General features: G+C 71.6%; 24 protein-coding genes and 1 other RNA gene. 4 read left to right on the top strand and 21 right to left on the bottom strand.

Annotation, left to right across the window (positions count from 1 at the left end; all coding sequences use genetic code 11):
• Positions 1-19: 19 nt before the first annotated feature.
• The 3 genes from IEY17_RS09075 to IEY17_RS09065 are packed head-to-tail and all read right to left on the bottom strand — an operon-like array spanning position 20 to position 1,817.
• Positions 20-742, bottom strand: coding sequence for a hypothetical protein (locus IEY17_RS09075; protein WP_188986850.1), 723 nt, complete (start codon positions 740-742; stop codon positions 20-22).
• A 15-nt stretch (positions 743-757) separates the two neighbouring features.
• Positions 758-1,099, bottom strand: coding sequence for a hypothetical protein (locus IEY17_RS09070; protein ID WP_188986849.1), 342 nt, complete (start codon positions 1,097-1,099; stop codon positions 758-760).
• The gene (locus IEY17_RS09065) at positions 1,092-1,817 is read right to left on the bottom strand and encodes a hypothetical protein (protein ID WP_188986848.1); all 726 of its coding nucleotides are present in this window, start codon (positions 1,815-1,817) and stop codon (positions 1,092-1,094) included. Before IEY17_RS09065 ends, IEY17_RS09070 begins: the two co-directional genes overlap by 8 nt.
• Before the next feature lie 421 nt (positions 1,818-2,238).
• Between IEY17_RS09065 and IEY17_RS09060 the strand changes: the two genes are divergently transcribed.
• Positions 2,239-3,045, top strand: a complete 807-nt coding sequence (locus tag IEY17_RS09060; RefSeq protein ID WP_188986847.1) for a transporter substrate-binding domain-containing protein — start codon at positions 2,239-2,241, stop codon at positions 3,043-3,045.
• A 134-nt stretch (positions 3,046-3,179) separates the two neighbouring features.
• Positions 3,180-4,028: a 3-methyl-2-oxobutanoate hydroxymethyltransferase gene (panB, locus tag IEY17_RS09055; RefSeq protein WP_188986846.1), complete on the top strand. Its 849-nt coding sequence runs from the start codon at positions 3,180-3,182 to the stop codon at positions 4,026-4,028.
• Positions 4,029-4,147: 119 nt separating this feature from the next.
• Here the strand turns inward: panB and IEY17_RS09050 are convergent, their stop codons facing one another.
• The gene (locus tag IEY17_RS09050; protein ID WP_188986845.1) at positions 4,148-5,125 is read right to left on the bottom strand and encodes a glutathione S-transferase family protein; all 978 of its coding nucleotides are present in this window, start codon (positions 5,123-5,125) and stop codon (positions 4,148-4,150) included.
• Positions 5,126-5,202: 77 nt separating this feature from the next.
• On the opposite strand from IEY17_RS09050, the gene IEY17_RS09045 reads away from it, so the two are divergent.
• Positions 5,203-5,949 (top strand): SDR family NAD(P)-dependent oxidoreductase, encoded by a 747-nt coding sequence (locus IEY17_RS09045; protein ID WP_188986844.1) that lies wholly within the window; start codon positions 5,203-5,205, stop codon positions 5,947-5,949.
• A gap of 88 nt (positions 5,950-6,037) precedes the next feature.
• Here IEY17_RS09045 and IEY17_RS09040 read toward each other — a convergent pair whose 3' ends face one another.
• From IEY17_RS09040 to cobC, 17 genes are all read right to left on the bottom strand, one after another.
• On the bottom strand, positions 6,038-6,430 hold the full coding sequence (locus tag IEY17_RS09040) for a DUF4326 domain-containing protein (RefSeq protein WP_188986843.1): 393 nt from the start codon (positions 6,428-6,430) through the stop codon (positions 6,038-6,040).
• 99 nt (positions 6,431-6,529) lie between these two features.
• Positions 6,530-7,195 carry an NADPH-dependent F420 reductase gene (gene npdG / locus IEY17_RS09035; RefSeq protein WP_188986842.1) on the bottom strand — a complete coding sequence of 222 codons (666 nt, stop codon included), beginning with the start codon at positions 7,193-7,195 and terminating at the stop codon, positions 6,530-6,532.
• A gap of 83 nt (positions 7,196-7,278) precedes the next feature.
• A complete protein-coding gene (locus IEY17_RS09030; protein ID WP_188986841.1) occupies positions 7,279-8,742 on the bottom strand; it encodes an RNB domain-containing ribonuclease in 1,464 nt (487 codons plus the stop codon).
• A 6-nt stretch (positions 8,743-8,748) separates the two neighbouring features.
• On the bottom strand, positions 8,749-8,934 hold the full coding sequence (locus IEY17_RS09025) for a hypothetical protein (RefSeq protein WP_188986840.1): 186 nt from the start codon (positions 8,932-8,934) through the stop codon (positions 8,749-8,751).
• 72 nt (positions 8,935-9,006) lie between these two features.
• Positions 9,007-9,465, bottom strand: coding sequence for a hypothetical protein (locus IEY17_RS09020; RefSeq protein ID WP_188986839.1), 459 nt, complete (start codon positions 9,463-9,465; stop codon positions 9,007-9,009).
• Positions 9,466-9,596: 131 nt separating this feature from the next.
• Positions 9,597-10,613: a C40 family peptidase gene (locus IEY17_RS09015; protein ID WP_188986838.1), complete on the bottom strand. Its 1,017-nt coding sequence runs from the start codon at positions 10,611-10,613 to the stop codon at positions 9,597-9,599.
• A 1-nt stretch (position 10,614) separates the two neighbouring features.
• Entirely contained in the window at positions 10,615-11,190 is a 576-nt protein-coding gene (locus IEY17_RS09010; RefSeq protein ID WP_188986837.1) for a hypothetical protein, read from the bottom strand.
• Positions 11,191-11,208: 18 nt separating this feature from the next.
• On the bottom strand, positions 11,209-13,143 hold the full coding sequence (locus IEY17_RS09005; protein WP_229679963.1) for a hypothetical protein: 1,935 nt from the start codon (positions 13,141-13,143) through the stop codon (positions 11,209-11,211).
• Positions 13,140-16,019 (bottom strand): ATP-binding protein, encoded by a 2,880-nt coding sequence (locus IEY17_RS09000; RefSeq protein WP_188986836.1) that lies wholly within the window; start codon positions 16,017-16,019, stop codon positions 13,140-13,142. The genes IEY17_RS09005 and IEY17_RS09000 overlap by 4 nt, the downstream gene beginning before the upstream one ends.
• Positions 15,994-16,497 (bottom strand): hypothetical protein, encoded by a 504-nt coding sequence (locus tag IEY17_RS08995; protein WP_188986835.1) that lies wholly within the window; start codon positions 16,495-16,497, stop codon positions 15,994-15,996. Before IEY17_RS08995 ends, IEY17_RS09000 begins: the two co-directional genes overlap by 26 nt.
• Positions 16,498-16,503: 6 nt before the next feature.
• A complete protein-coding gene (locus IEY17_RS08990; RefSeq protein WP_188986834.1) occupies positions 16,504-16,794 on the bottom strand; it encodes a hypothetical protein in 291 nt (96 codons plus the stop codon).
• 659 nt (positions 16,795-17,453) lie between these two features.
• Positions 17,454-17,851: RNase P RNA component class A (gene rnpB / locus IEY17_RS08985), an RNA gene on the bottom strand.
• Between the two features lie 15 nt (positions 17,852-17,866).
• Complete coding sequence (locus IEY17_RS26055; protein WP_373289858.1) at positions 17,867-18,211, bottom strand: hypothetical protein; 345 nt, start codon at positions 18,209-18,211, stop codon at positions 17,867-17,869.
• 220 nt (positions 18,212-18,431) lie between these two features.
• Positions 18,432-19,553, bottom strand: a complete 1,122-nt coding sequence (locus IEY17_RS08975; protein ID WP_188986833.1) for a bifunctional RNase H/acid phosphatase — start codon at positions 19,551-19,553, stop codon at positions 18,432-18,434.
• Complete coding sequence (locus IEY17_RS08970) at positions 19,550-20,284, bottom strand: zinc ribbon domain-containing protein (RefSeq protein ID WP_188986832.1); 735 nt, start codon at positions 20,282-20,284, stop codon at positions 19,550-19,552. Before IEY17_RS08970 ends, IEY17_RS08975 begins: the two co-directional genes overlap by 4 nt.
• Entirely contained in the window at positions 20,281-21,162 is an 882-nt protein-coding gene (locus tag IEY17_RS08965) for a Nif3-like dinuclear metal center hexameric protein (protein ID WP_188986831.1), read from the bottom strand. The genes IEY17_RS08970 and IEY17_RS08965 overlap by 4 nt, the downstream gene beginning before the upstream one ends.
• On the bottom strand, positions 21,143-22,192 hold the full coding sequence (cobC, locus tag IEY17_RS08960) for an Rv2231c family histidinol phosphate aminotransferase CobC (protein WP_188986830.1): 1,050 nt from the start codon (positions 22,190-22,192) through the stop codon (positions 21,143-21,145). The genes IEY17_RS08965 and cobC overlap by 20 nt, the downstream gene beginning before the upstream one ends.
• Positions 22,193-22,409: 217 nt before the next feature.
• Between cobC and IEY17_RS08955 the strand changes: the two genes are divergently transcribed.
• Complete coding sequence (locus IEY17_RS08955; RefSeq protein WP_188986829.1) at positions 22,410-22,868, top strand: low molecular weight protein-tyrosine-phosphatase; 459 nt, start codon at positions 22,410-22,412, stop codon at positions 22,866-22,868.
• Position 22,869: the final 1 nt, after the last annotated feature.

Raw genomic sequence — 22,869 nt, 5'->3', positions numbered from 1 at the left:
TCTTGTGACGGGTACGGACTCAACCGATGACCGCCTGCGGCCATCTGTCATCCACAATCGCTCTGTCGGTCATCACGCTCTTGAGGTCACGTACCTTGCTGAGCGCCTCCACGAACCTCTTGGCGGTGTCCACCAGGTTGTTCAGGTATTGGGTGACGAGGGTTCCGATGGCGCCTGCGAGATTCTGTACCGCGAACGGGATCTCGACAACCGTCGCCGCTTCGATCGAGGCGGCGACAAGTGCCCCCAGGAAATCGGTCGCCATCCTGGTCAACCCGCACATGTACTCGACGTTATACTTGGCGATGTCCATTAGCCACGCGCTGACTGCGTCCGCCCGGTTCACAATAAAAGCGATCGCTTCGTTCTGCTGTCCGACCTTGTCCTTGTACGCCTCGCTCGCTTTACCTTCCCAGTAATACAGCAGGTGTTCCGTTGAATGGGTGAGTTTGTTCATGGGGGCCTTGACATCGGCGACCCACTTGTTGGACTGCACAATCAGTGACACGACGGGCAGGTGATGCTCTACTGCGGTCCTGACGAGCTTGACCAGCTTTTCAAGACCCTCACGGACCTCGTCAAGACGCGGATTGATGTATAACATCGCCGGACCAAGCACGAATGCCCAGTCCACGATGTGATGGACGGCGGCGTTGAATTTGTCGACGCACTCCTGGACTTTTTCCTCCAGACCATTGAAGGCTTGGTCCAGCTGGCTGGTCAGTATGTCAGCTTCGGACATATGGATCATTGACTCCTACGCGTGGAAAGCCTGGTTGACGTCGATGCTGTTGGCGCTGTCGGTTCTTTCGTACTCGTCGGCGATCTTCCGCAATGCCTGGCCAATCTGATCGAACTCGATGATCGCTTCCCGAAGAAGTCGCTCGATGTACGCGCGGAACTCTTCGTACTGCTCGGCCTCAAGATCGGCGTTGATGGAACCTGGGACGAGGGTCATGAGGTCGCCGACGAAGAACGCCGTAGGTGACAGGTACGCGCTCTGCACCGCTCGCAGGATCGGCTCGGCGTCGTCGGCCTTTTTCTGCCATTTCTGGGCTTCGTCTCGAATCCACTCAAAGACGCTTCGGAATTCAGTCATTCCAATCCTCGAACATGTCGATCTCCGAGAAGTCCTCGTCGTACGCGTCATCGCTGCTGCCGCGCGACTGCGTCGGACGGGACTCTCCGTCTGGCGCGACCCCGAGGCCCGCCCGGACGAACAGCTGCAGAATTTCCTCGGACAGCACCGTGTCCGACGGGTTGTCCAGAGCCTGAGGGTCGCCGTTGATCGAGACCGGGCCCCCGCCGCGCATGTGCATGGTCAGGTAGCCGAGCGGACTGCGGATCTCGGTGACGTCCTCCGCTGCCCGAGCCTGCTGTTGGCGGCGGATCGCGTCGTATTCGGCATCGATGGCGTTGAGCCGGGACTGGGTTCGGGAGACCCACTCCTCAAACGACAGCTCTGCGGGGTCGGTATAGGTGTCGTCCGGCGCGGGCTGATTCGACGGACTCTCCGGACGGTGGCTGAGCTCCACGGCAAGCGCACGCTGAACCGCGGTCATATACGTGGTGAAGAGCACGGTCGGAAATGCGTCCGGCCGGATGTGGTCGGTCCACCCCGACCGAATCCGGACATTCGTTACCTTCCCGGACCTGTCCACGGTGACAAAGACGTACCCGCTCGGGTCGCGGGCCTCGTAGTTGTTGGCCGGCTGTAGTTCCACGCCGTCTGGACAGGTGAGTTCGGTCAGCCGAGCCCGCAGTTCCGGAGTGTCCGGAACATCCAGTTTTGCGAGCACAACGTTGTCAAGCGGCAACGTATCTCCCCCAGATATCTCGACAGTGCCTGCACAGGGCCGCCCGACCGGTAGCCAGTTCAGGAGAACCGGAGCAGACGTTCGCGCGGCACAGTCGATCTTAGGGCGGGGGTCGGTGACGTGGGGCGAGTTGGGGAATTCGGCGGCACCCGCGTCACCGATCTCCTCCGGCGCCATGGGGGCGGGGCGGAGGAACGGGTTGCGGGAGGGAAGCACCCCCAGGTGCCTCCCTCCCGCGCTCCCACGCACTCCCCTCACTTGGACGCCGAGGAGGCGATTTGGTTGCTCCTGACTTTTTCCCGTTTTTCCCAGAACCAGGTGAGGCGACCCCCGGTGGGCATCCGATCCTCGTCCGGAGTGTTCTGGCTCTCGGCGGTCCGAGCGGCTATGCATGACTCACGAAAATCGAAAGGCAGGCGTCATGCGGTGGAAGAGGTTCGCTGTCGGGTTGGCCGTGGCCGGTGTGGTCGCGTCGGGCACGTCGTGTTCCGGCGCCCCGCCCGCCGCGCCGCAGCAGCCAGCGGCGGCGAGCCGGTTGGACCAGGTCGTACAGCGCGGTGAACTGCGGGTGTGCAGCACCGGGGACTACCGGCCGTTCACCTACCGGGACGCCTCCGGCGCGTGGAGCGGGATCGACATCGACATGGCGCACGACATGGCCGCGAAGCTCGGGGTGAAGGCCACCATCGTGCCCACGACCTGGAAGACCCTGGTCGCCGACTTCACCGCCCGCTGCGACATCGCCGTCGGCGGCGTGTCGATCACGCTGGAGCGGGCCAGGCACGCGTTTTTCAGCACCGCCTACGTGGTGGACGGCAAGACGCCGATCACCCGCTGCGAGAACGCGGCGCGCTTCCAGACGCTCGCGCAGATCGACCAGCCCGGCGTGCGTGCCATCGTCAACCCGGGCGGCACCAACGAGCAGTTCGCCAGGCAGCACCTCACGCGGGCCACCATCGTCGAGCACCCGGACAACAACACGATCTTCCAGGAGATCATCGACGGCCGGGCCGATCTGATGATGACCGACGCCGCCGAGACCCGGTGGCAGGCCAAGCAGCACCCGGAGCTGTGCTCGGTGCACCCTGACCAGCCGTTCACCTTCAGCGAGAAGGCGTACCTGCTGCCCAAGGGGGACGTGGTGTTCCAGCAGTGGGTGAACCAGTGGCTGAACCTCGCCCTGCACGACGGCACCTACGCGCGCATCGCCCAGCCCTGGATCGGGTGATGCCCGGGCGGCTGTGACCTTCGCCCCCAGGGTCTCGGCAGGGCGGCACCGGGCGTGGGACTCTTGCGGTTACAACCATCCGTTACTACCCGGGGACCCGCGGCGCGGGCCTCGAGGAAGAAGGACGGTCAACGATGACAACTGCCCAAGGCGAGACGTCCGCCCCCTACGGTTCCGCACCCGCCAAGCGCCGAGTGCGCATCCACCACCTCCAGCAGCTCAAGGAGCGCGGCGAACCCTGGCCGATGCTCACCTCGTACGACATGTACACCGCCCGGATCTTCGACCAGGCCGGGATCCCGGTGCTGCTGGTCGGCGACTCGGCGGCCAACAACGTGTACGGCTACGAGTCGTCGCTGCCGGTGACGGTCGACGAACTGGTCCCGCTGGTACGCGCGGTCACCCGCTCGGTGGAGCGCGCGCTGGTGGTGGCCGACCTGCCGTTCGGCTCCTACCAGGCGTCGCCGGAGCAGGCCCTGGCCGCCGCGACCCGGTTCATGAAGGAGGGCCGCGCGCACGCGGTCAAGCTCGAGGGCGGCCGCCGCTACGCGGCGCAGGTCGAGGCGCTGGTGTCGGCGGGCATCCCCGTGATGGGGCACATCGGGTTCACCCCGCAGAGCGAGCATGGGCTCGGCGGCTACCGGGTGCAGGGCCGCGGCGACCAGGCGGACGCACTGCTCGCCGACGCCCTCGCGCTGCAGGAGGCCGGCGCCTTCGCCGTGGTGCTGGAGATGGTGACGGCGGAGGTGGCGAAGCGGGTGACCGCCGAGCTGCGTATCCCCACCGTCGGCATCGGCGCGGGCCCGGACTGCGACGCGCAGGTGCTGGTGTGGACGGACATGTCGGGCATGAACACCGGCCGCACGGCGCGGTTCGTCAAGCGCTACGCCGACCTGGGCGGGGTGCTGGCCGACGCGGCGACCCGCTTCGCCGACGACGTCCGCAACCACGCGTTCCCCGGCCCGGAGCACTCCTTCCACTGAACCTCGATCGGCGAGATGCCTTCTCGAGCTGGGACGACTGATCTCGTCTGAGTCGAGGGGGCACGGCCTCAAGGGGTCAGGGGCACCCCGCATCGGTTGGTTGGTGTGGGGTGCTCCGCTCAGGCCGGTGGGGTTCCGTCGCCGAACGGGGTGCCGCCGAGCGCCTCCCGGCCGTGCGGGGTGTGCCAGCCCGACACATCCGGGCCGACCGGGACGATTCCGGTCGGGTTGATTCGGTGGTGCGTCCCGTAGTAGTGGCGCTTGATGTGGTCGAAGTCGACCGTGTCGCCGAAACCGGGCGTCTGGAACAGGTCGCGGGCGTAGGCCCACAGCACCGGCATCTCGGTCAGCTTCTGCCGGTTGCACTTGAAGTGCCCGTGGTAGACCGCGTCAAAGCGCACCAGCGTGGTGAACAGGCGGACGTCCGCCTCGGTGATCGTGTCGCCGACCAGGTAGCGGCGCTCGGCGAGCCGCTCGGAGAGCCAGTCCAGGCGCGCGAACAACCGCTCGAACGCCTCCTCGTATGCCTGCTGCGTGGTGGCGAAGCCGCAGCGGTACACGCCGTTGTTGACGTCGGCATACACCAGTTCGTTGACCTCGTCGATCTCCGCCCGCAGGTGCTCGGGGTACAGCTGCGGAGCACCGTCGCGGTGGTACCGCGCCCACTCCGTGGACAAATCCAGGGTCAGCTGCGGGTAGTCGTTGGTGACGACCCTGCGCTCGGCGACGTCCAGCACCGCCGGAACCGTGTAGCGGCCGGTGAAATCCGGGTCCGCAGCCAGGTACGCCTCCGACAGGAAGGCGATCCCGGTCACCGGGTCGCGGCCGCCCGGGTCGAGGGTGAAGCGCCAGCCGCGCTCGTCCCGGATCGGGTCGACGACGCCCAGCGACAGCACGTCCTCCAGCCCCAGCAGGCGGCGCACGATCACCGCCCGGTGCGCCCACGGGCACGCCAGGCTCACCACCAGCCGGTACCGGCCCGGTTCCACCGGCCACCCCGACGACCCGTCGGCGGTGATCCGGTCGGTGAACCGGTTGGTCTGCCGCACCCACTCGCCCCGCTGCGAGGTCTCCGCCCCGAACTGCGCCTCAGCCATACTCCCTACCCTAGGCCCGCGCCAGGGGTGCGGAACGAGATATTCCGCAGCCGGCGACGGCGGTTTAGGGTGCGGGCATGGACCTGGATCTTTCCGGACGCTGCTTCCTCGTCACCGGCGCCAGCAAGGGGCTCGGCTTCGCGACCGCCCGCGCGCTGGTTGACGAGGGGGCCAACGTCGTCGTGTCGTCATCCTCCGCGGACAACACCGCCACGGCCGTCGCCGAACTCGGCGACAACGCCCGCGGTCTCGCGGCCGACCTCACCGACCCCGCCACCCCGCGCCGGCTGATCGACTTCGCCCGCGAGCAGTTCGGCAGGCTCGACGGGCTGTTCGTCAGCCACGGCGGCCCGCCCGCCGGGATGCCCAGCGGGCTCGACGACGACACGCTGCGCCGCGGTCTGGAGATCGCCACCATCGCGCCGATCCGCATGGCCCGCGAGGTGGCCGCCGAACTCGGCCCGGGCGGCTCCATCGTCGTGCTGACCTCCACCTCCGGAGCGGAGCCGCTGACCGGGCTGGCCAGCTCCAATGTGGCGCGCCCGGCCACCCAGGGCTTCGTCAAGGACCTGGCGAACGAGGTGGGGCCGCGCGGGGTTCGGGTCAACGCGCTGCTGCCGGGCCGTTTCGACACCGAGCGGGCCCGCCAGATCGCCGCGAACAACCCCCAGTCGAAGGAGGAAGCCGAACAGGCGAGTGCCCTGCGGCGCTCCGGCGACCCGGCGGAGCTGGCGGCGGTGGCCGCGTTCCTGCTGTCGCCGAAGGCTTCCTTCGTCACCGGGGCGGCCTGGACGGTGGACGGCGGGCGCCGCGCCGAGATGTGATCAGGACGCGCTGCGGGCCCGCCCGATCCGGGCCCGCAGCGCGTCCACCGCTCCCGCTCCACCCGGCGGTGCCGAGGGGGCGGGCGGTTCAGCCCGCGCGTTTGGCCAGGACGTCGGCGTGGCACGGCTCGGGGGCACACCAGCACCCGAGCGCCCGCCCGCTCAGCTCTCCCTCGCGGATCTTGGCCAGCAGGTTCGGCTGCTCGTCGAGCCACTGCTCGTAGTGCCGCACCATGGCCTCGCGGTCGGTCTTGGCCTCCTTGACGAAGGGACTGGCGAACTCCGACTCCGGCCAGTTGTGCCGCGGACCGGCGTGACCGACGTAGGTCAGCAGGCCCTGCTCCGCCGCCCACGCGACGAGATGCTTGTGCGGGCCGCCCTTGCGGACGTTGACGACCACGGCGTGCCCGTCGAGCAGCGCATCGGCACGCTCCCGCTCGTCGTCGCTCCAGCGGCTGGCTTCCTCCGGCAGTTCCGGCACCCCGACCACCTCCCTGTCGTCAGGGTGCCGCCGCCGCACCGCGGCGACAATTCCGCGCGGAGGCGACTGCTCGCGACGGCCTGCACCCTCACGCCCGCATCAGACGTCGGTGATGCGCAGTCCGGCGTGGGCCTTGTAGCGGCGGTTGATCGCGATGAGGTTCGCCGTGAACGCCTCGACCTGGTGGGCGTTGCGCAGGCGTCCGCCGTAGATCCCCCGAACCCCCGGGATCACGTCGGCCAACGCGCGGACCACGTCGGTGGCCTCACGGTCGTCGCCGAGCACCAGGACGTCCAGGTCGATGCGGTCGACGCTCAGATCCGCCAGCGTCACCGCCGAGACGTGGTGGAACGCCGCGGTCACCCGCGAGTCCGGCAGCAACTGCTCGGCCTGCTGCGCCGCGCTGCCCTCCGGCACCGCCAGCGCGTACGGGCCCTTGTTGTCGAAGCCCAGCGGGTTGACGCAGTCGACCACGATCTTGCCCGCCAGCTGCGCCTGCAACGACTTCAGCGTCTCGGCGTGCCCCTCCCAGGGCAGCGCGGCCAGCACGATGTCCGACGCCGCGGCGCACCCGGCGTTGTGCTGGCCGGTGACGTCACCGCCCGCGATGCCGCGGATCTCGGCGGCCGCCTGCTCGGCGCGCTCGGCGTTGCGCGAGCCGATCACCACCTTCAGCCCGGCCTTCGCCCACCGGATCGCCAGCCCACGCCCCTGCGCACCCGTGCCGCCCAGGACCCCGACGGTCATCTCCCGCACATCAGCCACCCCGGCCCCTTTCGTCTCCCTCGACCCTGCGCCATCCACGATCAACCGGTGACGGCGGAAGCACCACCGACACGGGGTGTGCTTCAGGCCACTTCGAACGCCACGTCACGGCTCGCCGGGTCCGCGGCGACCAACCGCACCCGCACCTGCTGGCCCTCCCCGAGACCGCTGCCCGTGCAGCGCGCGATCACCGGCGGGTCGGCCAGGAAGACCTCACCGGCCGAACCGTTGGGCACCCGCAGCACCGTCGCGGCGAACTCCTCCCCCACCCGCGAGACCAGCGACCACGCCTGCGCCTGGGCGATGCAGGCCCGCTCCACCTGCCCGGCGACCCGGTCGGAACTGCCCATCGCCGACGGCAGCTCCGCCAGCGCCTCCCGCACCCACTCCGGGACCTGGCGGTCCGAGGAGACGGCCAGGCACACCTCGGCGCTGTAGCGGTCGACGAGCCGCCGCAGGGGTGCGGTCACGTGCGCGTACGAGGCGCCGATACCCGCGTGGTTGGCCTTGGCGGGCGCGCCGTCGCCGAACGCGGTGTAGCCGGCGCCGCGCAGCAGCCGCGTCGCCGCGACGTGCACCGCCAACGCCTCCGGCCGGACCGGGTCCATCGCGGCCAGCGCGGCGGCGGGCGGGACGTGGTCCGGCCAGTGCACGCCGAGGCGCGACGCCGAACGGCGCAGCCCCGCCACGGTTTCCGGTTCCGGGTCGGGCACGGTCCGCAGCACCCCGATCCCCGCGGCCAGCATCATCTCCGCCGCGCACATCCCGGTCAGCAGCGAGATCTCGGCGTTCCACGCCTCCACGACCAGCCGGGGACGCAGCACCAGCCGCCAACCCCCGTCACCATCGGGCTCCACCTGCTGCTCCGGTAACCCCAGCTCGATCGCGCCGCGCAGCAGCGCCTGCTCCCGCCGCAGGCGCCCCACCTCGGGCAACAACGCGATCGACGGGTGCGGGTCACCAGCCGCCAGCGAGCGCTGCACGCCCTCGTAGTCCAACTGCGCCACCGACCGCACCAGCGCGCGCCGCACGTCCACCCGAACCGGGAGGCCGTCGGAGTCCAGGTCGATCGTCCACAGCACTGCCGCGCGCACCTGGCCTGGCAGCAGGCTTGCGGCGTCCTCGGACAGGCTGGGCGGGTGCAGCGGGACGTTGCCGTCGGGCAGGTAGAGCGTCTGCCCGCGCCGCCGGACCTCAACGTCCAGCGCCCCGCCGGGCACCACGAAGGCGGCCACGTCCGCGATCGCGTAGTGGATCCGGTACCCGCTGCGCCGACGCTGCACCAGCACCGCCTGGTCCAGGTCCTTGGCCCCCGGCGGGTCCACCGTGACCAGGGGCAACCCGGTGGCGTCCAGCCGCTGCCCGGTCGCCACCGGCTGCGCGACGCTCTGCTCCGCCTCGGCCAGCGCGGCCGTCGGGTAGTCCGCGGGCAGCCCGAGTTCGGCGCGGACCGCCGAGAAGTCCCATCCCGCTTCCGGACGCACCCGGCCGGACGGCGCGGCGGCGGCAACAGCGATGCCGCCCGGTGGACCACCCGCCGCCGCCATCGGAACTCAGTCCTCGCGGTCCCAGCGCCGGTCGGCCTCGTCCGCCGCCTTGGTCCGCTCCGCGGCTATCTCCAGGGCGCGGGCCGCGGTCTCCTGGTCCGGGTACGGCCCCAGGCGCTCAGCGGCACGGCAACCCGCCTTCGGCTCGACCTGCCGATGCTTGAGACAGAAATACCATCCTCCGCGGCCCATGTTCCGAGCCTCGCACGAGCAGCAGCGCCTGTCACGCGTCCGGAGCCGAGACGACCGGGATGTCCCAACCGCTCACCAGGCCGGGGGCGGGGGCGCGGCCGGGGTCGGCTGCCAGCCGCCCGGGTGCTGCCGCGGGATCGGATCCAGGCACGACACCAGCACCTGATGCTGCTCCGGAGCGTCGATCCGCCGCCCGTCCCGCATCCGGTACTCCAGCTCCCCGTCGTCACCGACCTCCACGGTGCAGCCGACCTCGGCGAGCTGGTCGTCGTCGAGGTCCACCAGCCGCTCGTAGCGGGACGGCACCACCCGGTACACCGGCCACTGCAGGTGCCCGAACGCCTGGTGGAACTCGGCGAGCAGGTTGCGCATCTGCTGCTGCCAGGGCAACGGCATGGCCTCGGCCAACGAACGGGGCAGCACCGCGTAGCCGCTGTCGACGCCGTGCCGGGCCTGGTTCAGGTAGTCGCCGAGCGGGGTGCTCGACGCGGGCGGACCGGACGGCCGCGGAATCGGGTTCGGAGTGAACATGATCAACCCTTTCCGGAGGAGGCGCGCGGATCCCCGCTGCGCGGGTCGACCTCCCGCAGGTTCCACCGCGGGACCGCCCGCACGAGCCGATCCGCGCGCTCGCGGTGTCAGCAGGCCGCCGCCATTCTTACCTAACGCTGGCCCTCGGCGGCGGGTGCCGGCGAGGGCGGCTGCGGCGTGTCGGCCGCCGGGCGGACCACCGTCGGCAGCAGCTCCCCGCCGTCCCAGAGCTTGGTGACCTCGACCGACTCGCCGGGCTGCGGGGCGTGCAGCACCTCGTTGTCGCCCAGGTAGAGCGCCACGTGGTGGATGCTGTTCGGGTCCCGGCCGTAACCCCAGAACACCAGATCACCCGGTTGGGCCTGAGACAGCGGCACGTGCACGCCGCCCTGGAAGTACTGGGTCTGGGAGTACTTGGGGATCTCCACCCCGGCGGCCTTCCACGCCTGCTGCGTCAGCCCGGAGCAGTCGAACGCGTGGGGGCCGGCCGCGCCCCACACGTACGGCTTGCCCAGCTGGGCCTGCGCGTACTGGATCGCCTGCGCGGCCAGCACGCTGGCGCGCGGCAGGCCGTCGCAGGCGCTGATGCCCGGGACATCGCCCTCCACGCTCACCAGGTATGCGGCCATCGGCTCCCACCGGTGGTAGCGCAGCGGGAACGCCGAGCGCTCCACCCGCTGGGCCGCGGTGCCGGGGCGCATCTCCTCCCAGCCAGGCACCGCCAGCAGCACGTCGTAGAACTTGTTGATCGCGTAGTCGACGTCGGTGATCTGCTGCGGGGTGCCCCAGCCCATCGACGGCCGCATCTGGAAGATGCCCAGCGAGTCGCGGTCGCCGTAGTGGATGTTGCGTAGGTTCGACTCGGTCTTGCCGGCCTGGATCGCGATCTGCCACGCCCGCGGCGGCAGGCCGCGCTGCTTGCCGATCTCGATGATCCGCCGGACGATGCCGATCGACTCCTCGTTGAGGGTCGCCGCGTCCCGCTCGCCGCGGCCCGCGCCGTCGCCCCACGGGCCGAGGTAGGCGCTGCAGGCCGACCAGCCCGCGCCGCGCCCTCCGCTGCCGACCAGCAGCGCGGTCACCGCGCCCACCCCGATCAGACCTGCGAAACCCGCGAGCACGACGAACGCCACCACGAGTTTGCGCATGTCAGGCTTCCTTGTCGTACTGGGCGACGCGCCAGCCCGCCGGGGTCCTGTTGACGATCACCCGTAGGGTGCCGATGTCCGTGGGTAACCGCACCACCATCGATCCCTCCGTCGCGCTGAGCGCGCTCGCCGAACCGGTGATCACGTTGCCGGCGTTGGCCGGATCGACCGTCGCCATCTCGGTGAGGAACTCCTCGGTCGTGTAGGGCCGCAGCTTGTCGAGCCACTGCTGCCGGTCGGCCCCCACCGGGTGGTCCACCCACGCGCGGCCCCACGCCTCGACGACCGCCAACCCGGCGGGGTCGGGGGGCACCTGCGGCGGCGGGGTCTGCGGCACCGAGATCGTGGGCGGCGACTTGGTCCGGGTGGGCGGCACGACGGCGGAGTGCTCGGCCGCGGTGGTGCGGCCGGCCGCGACGTGCTGGCTGGGCGGTGGTTCGGGCAGCAGGAAACCGATCATCGTCGCGACCGCGGCGAGCACGACCACCGCGGCCACCAGGTGTTTGGGCGAGCGCAGCGGCCAACCCCACAACCTGCGGTACACCGCGGCCCGCCCGCGGTGCGTCCGGATCGGCATCAGCTACCCCTCTTCCACTCAGCCATCGGCCACCTCCAGCCCCCTCGATGGCCGGTAGATCACATACACCGGACGGCCGGCCACGACCTCCATCTCGGCGCGGCGCGGGCCCTGCTGCTCGGCTGGGCCGGAGATCGGGGACGCGGCTGCGCGAGACGGGATCAGCACCGGATCTTCGTCCATCCCGTCCCATCTGGCATCCGCCACCGGGTTGGTGTCGACGACGCGGCTCATGGTGCGGCCCTCCGGGAGGGCCTGCGCACCACCCGGTCGGCGCACTGTCATCCCCGCGGGCAGCGCCGCGCTGGCCCCGCCGCTCACCTCGGCCGGCACGACCTGGTCCAGCCGCTGCGCGGTCGCCGTCACCGACGGGTGCTGCGCCTCCGGGCGGCTGCGGCGCCGCCCGCGCTGCGGCTCGGCGTACTCGGCGTCCGGGTCCATGTCGCGCACCTGCTCCCAGAAACCGCCGTCCGCCTCCTCGGTCCGCCGGCCGCGGAAGCGGGAGAAGAAACCCTGCGGGGCACGCGGCACGGCCTGGCCGACGGTGCCCACCGACAGCTGGACCATCTGACCGATCCGCCGGATCGGCTTGGCGACCAGCAGGAACACGATCGTCACCAGGGCCGCCAGCATGATCTGGGTGAGCGGTGAGAAGCCGCGAACCGGGTCGAAGATCCAGGTGAGGATCAGGGTGTGCAGCCCGGCCATCGCCGAGATCAGCACCACGTTGAGCACCGCGGCCCCGGCCACCCGGCCGATGGTGCGCAGCACCTGGTGGTAGATCATCGCGACGAGGCCGATCAGCGGCCCGGCCAGGATCAGCACCCGCAGCAGCACCTGGGCGAGCAGGATGGTGGCCTTGGCCAGCAGCTGGAACGAGGCGTAGGCGAATCCCTGCACCATGGCCAGCATCCCGGCACCGACCCGGCTGCCGTCCACCCCCTGGAAGTAGCCGTAGGCGCTGCCCATCTTGCCCGCGACGTCCTCGAACGCCTGCTTCTTCGGCTCGGGCGATCCGGCGTCCGCCCCGCTCTCGACCTCCTGCCGGGTCCACGCCTGGGCGCGCAGCAGCTCCCGGCCCAGCTGCTGGGCCTGCGGCGAGTCCGGAGAGCCGAACTCACCGCGCAGCCAGTTGCGGTAGACGACCTGGTCGTGCAGCAGCGTCGGCAGCGCGTGCCGCTCGTCGACGCCGACCTCCTGCAGGAAACCGGCCTGCACCGCCGACGTCCCGCGGATCAGCACGTCGTCCAGGGCATGCGTGTAAACCAGCGGGGTCAGATACGTCGCGGAGGCGAACCACAGCGCGGCCAGCGCCCACATGCCGCGCTTGCCGATGGCCGCCAGGTCGCCCGACCAGATGTAGCGGAACAGCACGATCGCCAGCACCAGCGCGACCAGCCCGAACCACGGCGCGAACACACTGTCGTAGAGGGCCACGGTGCCGGTGGCGATGAGCTCGTCCAACGGGCTGAGGAGGCTGCCGTTGAGCAGCGCGTAATGCAGCCCGTTGGTCGCGCCCACGAGGTTCTTGGCGACGTTGAACAGCTCGTTGCCGACCCAGGTGTCGACCAGCGCGTTGGGGTTGGTCACCCCCTGCGGGCCGCAGCCCAGGTCATAGGTGTGCCAGACCAGCCCGGCGTAGCCGACCTCGTTGTAGGGGCTGCCCGGATACCCCGTCCCGAGGGACCCCCGGTCGATCTCCCCGACCATGCCCGAGCCCGGGCGTTCCGGGTTGGGCGCCTCCTTGCAGTCGAAGCCCTGGCCCCAGGCAGGGGCGCCGATCAGTGCCTGCATCGCCACCAGTCCGGCGACCAGCGCCACCGCGCCCCGCCTGGCGCGCGGTTTCCAGGGCGATCGACTCGACGCTGTGCCCGCAGCGCCACGCCGTTTCCGCAGCCGCACGGCCGTGACGATCGCGGCGGCCAGGGCGGCCGCCAGCACCGCGGCGCTCACCGGGCGTCGTCCCCACCCCGCTCGCCCGGGCGGGGCGAGCGGTCGCCACCGTCGTCGTAGCCGATGCCGACGGTCTCCAGCTCGAACTCGTCGAAGGACTCCAGGTCGTCGGCGTAGTCGTCCGCCGGGGCCAGCGCCGGCACCGCCGCGTCGGAGTTCGCGCCGTTATCGGCCGGCTGCAGGGCGCGTCGCTCGACGTGGTCCTCGGCCGCGGGCGTGGTGTCCAGCGCGTCGCGCAGGTGCGCCAGGTGCGGCCCGGAGAAGTCGATGCGGATCTTCTCCACCCCGCCGGCGCCGTCGCCGAAGATGAACTGCCGCGGCGAGCGGTCCCGCTCGGTGGCGTTGCGCGCCGGGCCCGGGCGGCGGCCCAGCGCCGCCACCACCTGCTCGTAGCCGGCGCCGACGGGCACCTTGAGCAGCCGCAGCGCGTCGGCCTGCGCCTGCTCGTCGTCCAGGCGGCCGATGAACACCGAGTCCAGCAGCGACACGAAGCCCTGGATGCGCAGGAAGTCCGCCGGGATCTGGCTGGACAGCAACACGCGCACGTTCCACTTACGGGAGTCGCGGGCGAACCGGTTCATCAGCACGCGGCCGGTCGGCACCTCGCTGAGGAAGAACGCCTCGTCGATCCAGACGCCCTTGCGCTCGTTCTTGGGCCGCTCGTAGATCGACCGCTGCGTCAACCAGGCGGCGAGGTTGAGCATCTCCACGCCGAGCGCTTCGGCGTCGGTCCAGTGCTCCCGGCCCACGCCGTCCTTGGGCAGCGTCAGCCCGGCCATGGTCAGCACCGTCAGCCGGTCCTCGCGGCGCTCGGAGTATGGGTCGGCGTTGGCCTCCGGGATCAGCAGCGACATGCGCTCCCGGATCTCGTCGAGGAAATCGGCCACCACCACCGCGTGTTCGTGGTGCTCGCTGGCGTCACGGCGCAGCGCCTCGAAGACCATGCCCGGGTGGGCGTCGGGGCGTCCGCCGACGGCACGGACCGCGCGCAGCAGCACAATCCGGGTCTGCGGCAGTCGTGCCACCTCGTAGGGCAGCAGACCGGTGAGCACGTCGAGGACGAGCCGGCGGCGGGTGGCCGCGGCCAGCGCGCGTTCCCGGCGCCAGCTGCGTTCCGGGTCGTCCTCGTCGACGAAGTGCTCCAGTTCGGGTTCGGCGACCACCCGGTACGGGTTGAGGATGCCGGGCTGGGCGTTGAGCAGGTTGATCGGCCGCGCGTAGGGGCGCAGTTCGGGCAGCTCACACAGCTCCGCGAGCGGCCCGGACGGGTCCAGCAGCGTCCAGTGCGCCCCGGAGCGCAGGGTCTTGTAGACGATGCCGCCGCCGAGGAACGACTTACCGCCGCCGAGCCCGGCGACCATGGCCGTCAGCCCCGAGGCATCGCGGACCTCCTGCGCCATCCACGGGTCCCAGGCCACCGGCCGACGGGTCGCGGTGCAGGTCTCGCCGAGCAGGATGCCGCGCCGGTCGCCGACCTCCGCGGTGGCCTGCGGCACCGCCGAGGCGGCCCACACCACCGAACCGCGCCGCAGGTAGGCGCCGTTGGCCAGCGGCTCGCCGGGGATGAACTCGCGCGCCATCGCGTACTGCGCCTCGGGGTGCTCGATGGCGATCTTGGGTTTGTAGAGGTCGAGGATCTGCTGCGCCAGCCGCAACGCGTCGCGTTCGGTCGGGCCGGACACCGCCAGCCGCCACCACGACTTGACGCGAGTGGCCAGCGCGGTGAACCCGGAGGTCATCTCGTCGTCGATCTCCAGCACCCGGTTGGCCTGCCGGGCCAGCGAGGTCGGCGGCTCGAGGCCGTGCTCCTCGGTGTAGTGCCGCACCTGGGAGCGCACCTTGTTCATCTGGCGCTGCAGTTCACCGGCGACGTCCTCGGGGCGGCGCACGTAGATCCGAGCCGACCACTCCACCGGTGCGGGCAGCCGGTCGGAGTGCTGCATCCACGGGTCGTCGATCTCCGGGATCTGCAGGCCGTGGGTCTGCCCGACGGTCAGCACCGCCACGTGCCGGGTGACGCCCGCGTTGGAGCCGGTGCGGCCGCGGACGGTGACCGTCGGCGCGTACGGGTCCTGGTGCATGTCGGCGGCGTCGGTGAACGACGCCAGGTCCTCCGGTTCCCACGGCGCCCCGGGCACCGCAGGCAGGTTGCGCGGCGCGGGCAGCCCCAGCGAGCACGACCGGTGCATCAGCCAGGACATCTCCTCGGCGGTCACCGGCCGCCCGTCCAGCCCGGCCGAGCCGATCACCTGGTCCAGGTGCTCGATCTCGCTGTCGAGGGCGACGAGTTCGGCGTCCACGGCTTCCGGGAAGACCCGGCGCAACAGCGGCGCGGCGCGCTCCACGGCCCGGTCCACGACGTTGCGGGTCTGCACCTGGACTCCCAGGTACACCTCCTTCTCCGCCATCGACCGGCCCATCAGCTGCTGCTGCTCGCCGACCATGTAGTCGTCGAAGCTCAGCGCGCCGGGGGTGTCCGGCAGCGGGTTGCGGACGTTGTGCACGTGCGCCTCGGCCCACATCCGGATCGGGTAGGGCCGGGTGGTCACCCGCAGGTGCAACCAGCGGCCCTGCAGCTCGGCGTACTGCCCGGCGATCGCGGCGATCAGGTCCTGGCGCTGCGAGTCGGAGCGGAACGACCAGCGCTGCGGGGCGAGCCGGTACCAGGCGAACACGTCCTGACCGGTGCGCAGCAGGTGCCCGTCGATCGAGCGCGCGGCGATCGACGGCGTGTAGGTGGGGATGGACTGCTCGTCACCCAGTCCCCGCCCGCGCTTGGCCGGGCGCTTCCGGGCGTTGCGAACCTTGCCGTTCGAGCCGCGGGGACCTGGGACCTGGTGCGTGTTGCGCTCACGGCCTCGCCGCCGACCGAACACCGCGAACCTCCTTGCTACGCGCGCGCCTGCTGGGGACCGTGCTGCGGGCGACCTGCTGCCTGGTCGGCGCGGGCCGCTGCCGCTGTTGGGTGCGGCCACGCTTGGACGTCCTGGGGCGGGGCCGCTGCGCCCGTACCCTGATCCGCGCCGCGCTGGCGGCTCCCCCCGTGCCGGACGTCTTCTCGCGGGGCGCGGTGAGTTCGCGCAGCCACATCACCATGACCGCACCCAGCGGTCGTTCGTGGCTGATGCGCGAGCAGATGATGCGGGTGACGACGATGGTGATGATCACGGCCCAGGCGGTGGAGAAGAAGCCGAAGCCGATGTTCATGCGGCGTTCCACGGCCAGCACGATCAGGAACACCACGATTCCCACGCCCCAGGCCACGTAGCGGGCGCGCCACGGGAACGTCGCCTTCGGCGGGCCGAGCCAGACCGCGTCGACCCGGTAGATCTCGTCGTCGGTGCGGATCCGCACTGGTCATCACCCGCTGGTGCTGAACAGACCGGCGATGAAGGTGCCGATGTCGACGCCGGCTCCGGTCACCGCCAACCCGATGATCGCCAAGGCGACGAAGACGCCGCCGACGCGGCGCATCACGCCCGCGTTGTCGCCCTTGCCGCCGCCGAGCCACAGCAGCAGGATCGCCACGGTCAGCAGCAGCAGGGGGAGCAGGTTGTTGAGGATCCAGCCCTGGATGCCATTGGTGCCGAGCTGCGTCTGCTGCGCGAGTACGTCCAGGTGCGCCAGTGTTTCCAGCGGCGTGGCGGTCATCTTGTTACCCCTGAGTGCGCGGAGTGTCGTCGGGTCGGTACCTCAGCCCGCCGGGCGTGACCCGGCACGCAGGTACGAGTAGAACATGACATGGTGACCAGAAGTAGTGGTTGCGAGTCCGGGTGTGGCGGAAACGGCGTTGCGGATCTGGCGCCGTCACGCCGCGAATAGGCCGTTCGGGCATGCCGCTTTCGGCGCACTGCCGGGAAAAGGACGCTCATCAGGCCGGTTCCGGGCCGGAATCTCGTGACTGTTCACCCGCTTGCGAGCTCCTTCGTAACGCACCGTGCACGAACCGGTGGGCCGGTGGATTTCCGCACATCGCGCCGCGATGCACCCGACCGGCTCACGCGGACACGGTGCCGCGGGAACAGATCCGAAAAAGGTGATCTTGGCGCCCATCTCAGAGTAGCGGTTACGCCACGGCCCGTCCGCCCCAGGGCCGCCCCGCCATGCACCGACACCCGATCAGCCCAACGAGCAACCGCCACTATGGACGATCCGCGCTCCCGCCACCCGGACCAGCCCTGTCCGAACGGCAATGCCCATCCCACGATCCGGACGCGAGGCACGGGCGCGACCAGAACCGACAACCGTCGACGCCGTTGCGAGCGACGCAGCCCGCGACGCCGAAGCCATCACTGGAACACGACGAGAAGCGGATGAGTCGGCCTGTAAGCCGGATTCTGTTCCTGGGTGCCTTGCGGCGCTCCCATTCGGTGACCATCCATCTGGGCCTGCCGTCGCCGACAGGCTCGTGCGGTCTACCCGCGGACCTCGGACGGGCAGCCCTCGAACGTCCGCGCAGACGCCGTTCGCCGGCGTCCTCTTGACCTTGCTCCGGGTGGGGTTTACCAAGCCACCCCGGTCACCCGGGATGCTGGTGGTCTCTTACACCACCGTTTCACCCTTACCCGGCGTCAGCCGCCGGGCGGTCTGTTTTCTGTGGCACTGTCCCGCGGGTCTCCCCGGGTTGCCGTTAGCAACCACCCTGCCCTGTGGAGTCCGGACTTTCCTCGGCGGGTTCGCTCCCCGCCGCGGTCACCCGGCCGGCTCATCCGCACCGACGAGTCTAGCCGTGTCGGGCGTCGGGCCGCGGATCAGCCCCGCGCAGCCGACGCCGGGCCGGCGGGCCGGCACCGAGGTGGTCCAGGCCGAGAAGGCCCGCACCGAGGACCGGGGCCGCTTCGACCAGGCGCACCTCGGCCCGGGCGCGACCGCGGCGCACCGCCCACCACAGGACCTCGTGGCCGAGGAACGCCCCGCCGCCCCAGTCGCCGGAGATGCGCCCGATCGCGGGGAACCGCGCGGTGCGCCCGTCGGGGGCGACGCCGACGCCGTCCTCGGTGCCCGCCCGCAGCAGCGCGAAGGTGTCGTTGGCCACCGTCACCGAGGCCGACCAGCCGCGCTCGGCCATCGCGCGGCGCAGCTCCCGTTCCTCGCGGGGCAGGTTCGCCCCGGCCAGGCACGCCGAGGTGTGTGCGGCGAACGGCGGATTCGGGGGCAGCCCGGCCAGCGCCGCCGTCCGGGTTGCAGGATCTTGCCGAGACGAACGCGCCCGGCTCCGTACGCGTTCGGATGGCTGTGCGGGACCGTACTCTGGCGAGGGGTGTTCCGGTCCCGCCCGGCGCGGTGGGTCAGGCCCAGTGGGAGATGTCGTTGACCAGCCGGACCGAGGCGTTCCCGTCCGGGTAGAACTCCACGATGGACAGCGACGCCAGGTCGAGGTGCAGGCGGTAGAACATCTGCGGGCCGACGTCCAGGCCCAGCCGCAGCAGCGCCTTGATCGGGGTCACGTGACTCACCACGATGATCGTGCGACCCGCGTAGCGCTCCAGCAGGTCGTCGCGGGCCGCCGTCACCCGCGCGAAGACCGCTTCCAGGCTCTCCCCACCGGGCGGCTCCACCGTCGGGTCGCCCAGCCAGGCGCGGTGCAGCCGCGGAAACTGCTCGGCCGCCTCGCGGAAGGTCAGGCCCTCCCAGGCGCCGAAGTCGGTTTCCAGCAGGCCGTCGTGGAAGTGCAGCTCGCCGCCGATGGCGTCGACCACCGCCTGCGCGGTCTGCCGGGTGCGGGTCAGCGGCGAGGCGATCACCGGGGCCACGCCGTCCATCGCGATCACGCCGTCCATCGCGGCCAGCCGCTTGCCCGCGGCGCGCGCCTGCCGCTGCCCGAACTCGGTCAGCGCCACGTCGCCGCGGCCGGAGTAGCGCCGCTCCACCGACATCGGCGTCTGGCCGTGCCGCAGGAGCAGCAGCTTGGTCGGGGTGCCGTCCGCGTCGAGCCAGCCCGCAGCGCGGCCGCGGGCCGTCGCGGTCGGCGACTCGCCGCCACCCTCCGCCGCGTGGCCGCCCGCCTGCTGGTCCATCGCCTCGTTGGCGAGCCGGTCGGCGTGCGCGTTGCGGGCACGCGGCACCCACTCGAAGGACACCGCGGCGAACTCCGCCACCAGCCGCGCCGCCTCGGCGTGCAGCGGCTTCAGGGCGGCGTGCCTGACGCGCCAGCGACCGGCCATCTGCTCGATCACCAGCTTGGCGTCCATGCGCACCTCGACCTCGGTGGCACCGAGCTCGGCCGCGGCCCGCAGCCCGGTGATGAGCCCCTGGTACTCGGCCACGTTGTTGGTGGTGACGCCCAGCGCGACCGACCGCTCCGCGAGCAGCGCCCCGGAGGCCGCGTCACGCACCACCGCACCGCACCCGGCGGGCCCGGGGTTGCCGCGCGACCCGCCGTCGGCCTCGACGACGACGCGCAGGCTCACCGGCCCGGCTCCCCGCTGCGCACCAGGATCGCGCCGCACTCCTCACACCGGACGACCTCGTCGGCCGCAGCCTCGCGCACCTCGTTCAGCGCGCTGCGGTCCAGCTCGATGCGGCACGCCCCGCACCGGGAGCCCTGCAGCAGCCCGGCCGCGACCCCGCGCTGCGCACGGATCCGTTCGTAGAGCGCGGCGAGGTCCTCCGGCAGCGCCTTGGCGATCAGCTCCCGCTCCGCCCGGCGGCGCGTCTGGGTGACCTCCAGGTCGGCCAGCGCCTCGTCGCGGCGCGCGCGGATCTCCGCCAGCCGCTCCTCGGCGGCGACGACCGCCTCGCGGGACCGGGTCACGTTCGCCTCCAGCGCCTCGCGCTGCTCCATGGCCTCCAGCAGCTCATCCTCGAGGATGCCCTGCCGCCGGGCCAGGGTCTGCAGCTCGTGCTCCAGGTCCGCCAGCTGCTTGGCGGAGCCCCCGGCCGCCATCAGGTCGCGGTCACGCTGCTCCCGCGCGCGCACCTGCTCGACCTCGTTCTCCAGGCGCCGAACCTCGCGGTCCAGGTCGCCGAACGCCGTCTGGGCCACCACCAGTTCGTCGCGCTTCGCCTGCACGTCTCGCTCGACCTGGCCGATCTGCTCCAACTCGGGCAGCGTGCGCCGCCGGTGCTCGACGCGGTTGAGATCCGCGTCCGCCTCCGCGAGATCGAGCAGCCGTCGTTGCACGGCGGGGTCGGCTTTCACGCGAGCGCCCTCCCTGGGTCGGATGCCGCACCCGCATGGACGGTCCACGGATCGGTGCGGCGGGTGGAAACGAGGACTTCGACTGTATCCGGCAGCGCCGCAGCGACGGTGTCGGCGGCCTGCTGGCACCACGGCCACTCGCTGGCCCAGTGCGCCACGTCCACCAGCGCCGGTACCCGGGTACCCGGGACGTCGGCCCGCGACAGGTGCTCGCCCGCCGGGTGGTGCCGCAGGTCGGCGGTCACGTACGCGTCCACCCCGGCCGCCACGGCGGTGGCGAGGTACGAGTCGCCCGCCCCGCCGCAGACCGCGACGGTGCGGATGGGGCGCTCGGGGTCACCGGCCCCGCGCACGCCCCACGCGGTGGTGGGCAGGCTGTTGGCGACGCGCTGGACGAAGTCCCGGAACGGTTCGGGCTCGGACAGTTCGCCGATCCGCCCCAGCCCGGTCTGCGCGCCTTCGGCGTGCGGCGCCAGCGGGCGCAGCACGGTCAGCCCCAGCGCCGCCGCCAGGGCGTCCGAGACCCCGTGCACCGCACTGTCGGCGTTGGTGTGCGCGCAGTACAGGCCGATGCCGGCCCTGATCAGCCGGTGCACGATTCGGCCCTTCGGGTCGTCGGCGGGCACGCCGTGCACGCCACGCAGCAGCAGCGGGTGGTGCGCGACGAGCAGCTGCGCGCCGAAGTCGATCGATTCGTCCACAGTGGCCTCGACCGGGTCCACGCAGAACAGCACGCGCTGCACCACGGCCTGCGGGTCGCCGCACACCAGGCCGACCGCGTCCCAGCTCTCCGCCAACTCGGGTGGGTAGGCCGCCTCCAGCGCCTCGACCACGTCCTGAATCCGAACCGCCACCGGTTCACCCCCGTTCCACGACATCGCGCACAGCCTTGACCAGCAAGGCGTTCGTCTCCGGGTCGCGTACCGCGACCCGGAGGTGGTCGGCACCCAGCCCGGGGAAGGTGTCGCCGCGGCGCACCGCGACGCCGCGCTCCCGCAGCCCCGCGCGGACCCGCTCCCCGTCGGGCACCTCCAGCAGCAGGAAAGGCGCTCGCGCGGGCGAGTTGACCCGCACCCCCGGGATTCCGGCCAGTGCCCCCGCCAGCGCCGCCCGGTGCTCCTGCAACTGCGCCGCGGCCTGCTCGGACTCCGCGAGCGCCGCGGGCTCGCAGCAGGCCGCCACCGCCTCCAACACCAGCGTGTTGACCGGCCAGTGTGGACGGTTGCGGGCGAGCTCGGCGAGCAGCCCCGGGTCACCCAGCGCGTACCCGGCGCGCAAACCCGGCAGCCCCCACATCTTGGTCAGGCTGCGCAACACCAGCAGCCCCGGTTCCCCGAACCCGGCCAGCGACTCCGGCTCGCCCGGCACGGTGTCGGCGAACGCCTCGTCCACCACGACCACGCGCCCCGGGCGCAGGAGCTTGCGGATCTCCGCAGCGGGGTGCAGCACCGAGGTCGGGTTGGTCGGGTTGCCCAGAACCACCAGATCAGCCTGCTCCGGCACCGCCGCGGCATCCAGCCGGTAGCCGTCGCGCGGATTCAGCTGCACCCGCGCCACCTCGACCCCCGCGGTGCGCAGCGCCAGCTCCGGCTCGGTGAACGAGGGGTGCACCAGCGCCGCGAGGCGGGGGCGCAGCGAGGGCAGGAGCGCGAAGCCCTCCGCCGCGCCCGCGAGCAGCAGCACCTCGTCGGCGTCGCGGCCGTGGCGGGCGGCGGCGGCCGTCCGAGCGGCCAGGTCGTCGGCGGCGGACGGGTAACGGCCGAGGCGGTCCAGGGCCGCCGCGAGGCGGTCGCGAAGCCAGGTCGGGGGCCGGTCGAGCCGGACGTTGACGGCGAAGTCGAGCAGGCCGGGTCCGGCGTCGACGTCGCCGTGGTGGCGCAACAGCTCCCGATCATGCCCGCTGCTCATCCCGCGCAGTCTAACCAGGACGGAAAACCCCGACGCCGGGTCACGACGACTGCCCTTCGAGCCCACCGGGTCGACAAGCGTTGCGGTCCGCACCGCCTGGCGGTGCTCACCTCGGCTCGGCCGAACCGGACGAGGCTTCGGGCGGCGCCCGCGGTGGAAGCGGCGCTGGTGGTGCGCCGAGGTCCGCGGCGGAGTCGGGCACGTATGCTTCCCGGACGTGCACATCTCGTTCATCTGCACCGGCAACATCTGCCGGTCCCCGATGGCCGCCCTGGTCTTCCGTGAGCAGGTCCGGCGCGCCGGGCTGGACGGGCAGGTCGAGGTCAGCAGCGCCGGGACCGGGCCGTGGCACGTCGGCGAACCCGCGGACCCGCGCACCGCGAAGGTGCTCGCCGAGCACGGCTACCCCACCGACCACGTCGCGGCGCAGATCGACGAGACGCACCTCGGCGCCGACCTGCTGGTCGCCATGGACGCCGGGCACCTGCGGGCGGTGCGCCGCATGGTCGACGACCCGGCGAAGGTGCGGCTGCTGCGCTCCTTCGATCCGGACGCCGCGGACCGGGCCGAGGTGCCCGACCCGTACTACGGGGGTCCGAGCGGGTTCGACGACGTGCTGGAGATGGTCGAGGCCGCGATGCCGGGTCTGCTGGACTGGGTTCGCGAGCGGGTGTGAA

This window comes from Saccharopolyspora thermophila, assembly GCF_014646075.1.
GTDB lineage: Bacteria > Actinomycetota > Actinomycetes > Mycobacteriales > Pseudonocardiaceae > Saccharopolyspora > Saccharopolyspora thermophila.
This window is presented reverse-complemented; position numbering and strand designations above follow the sequence as displayed.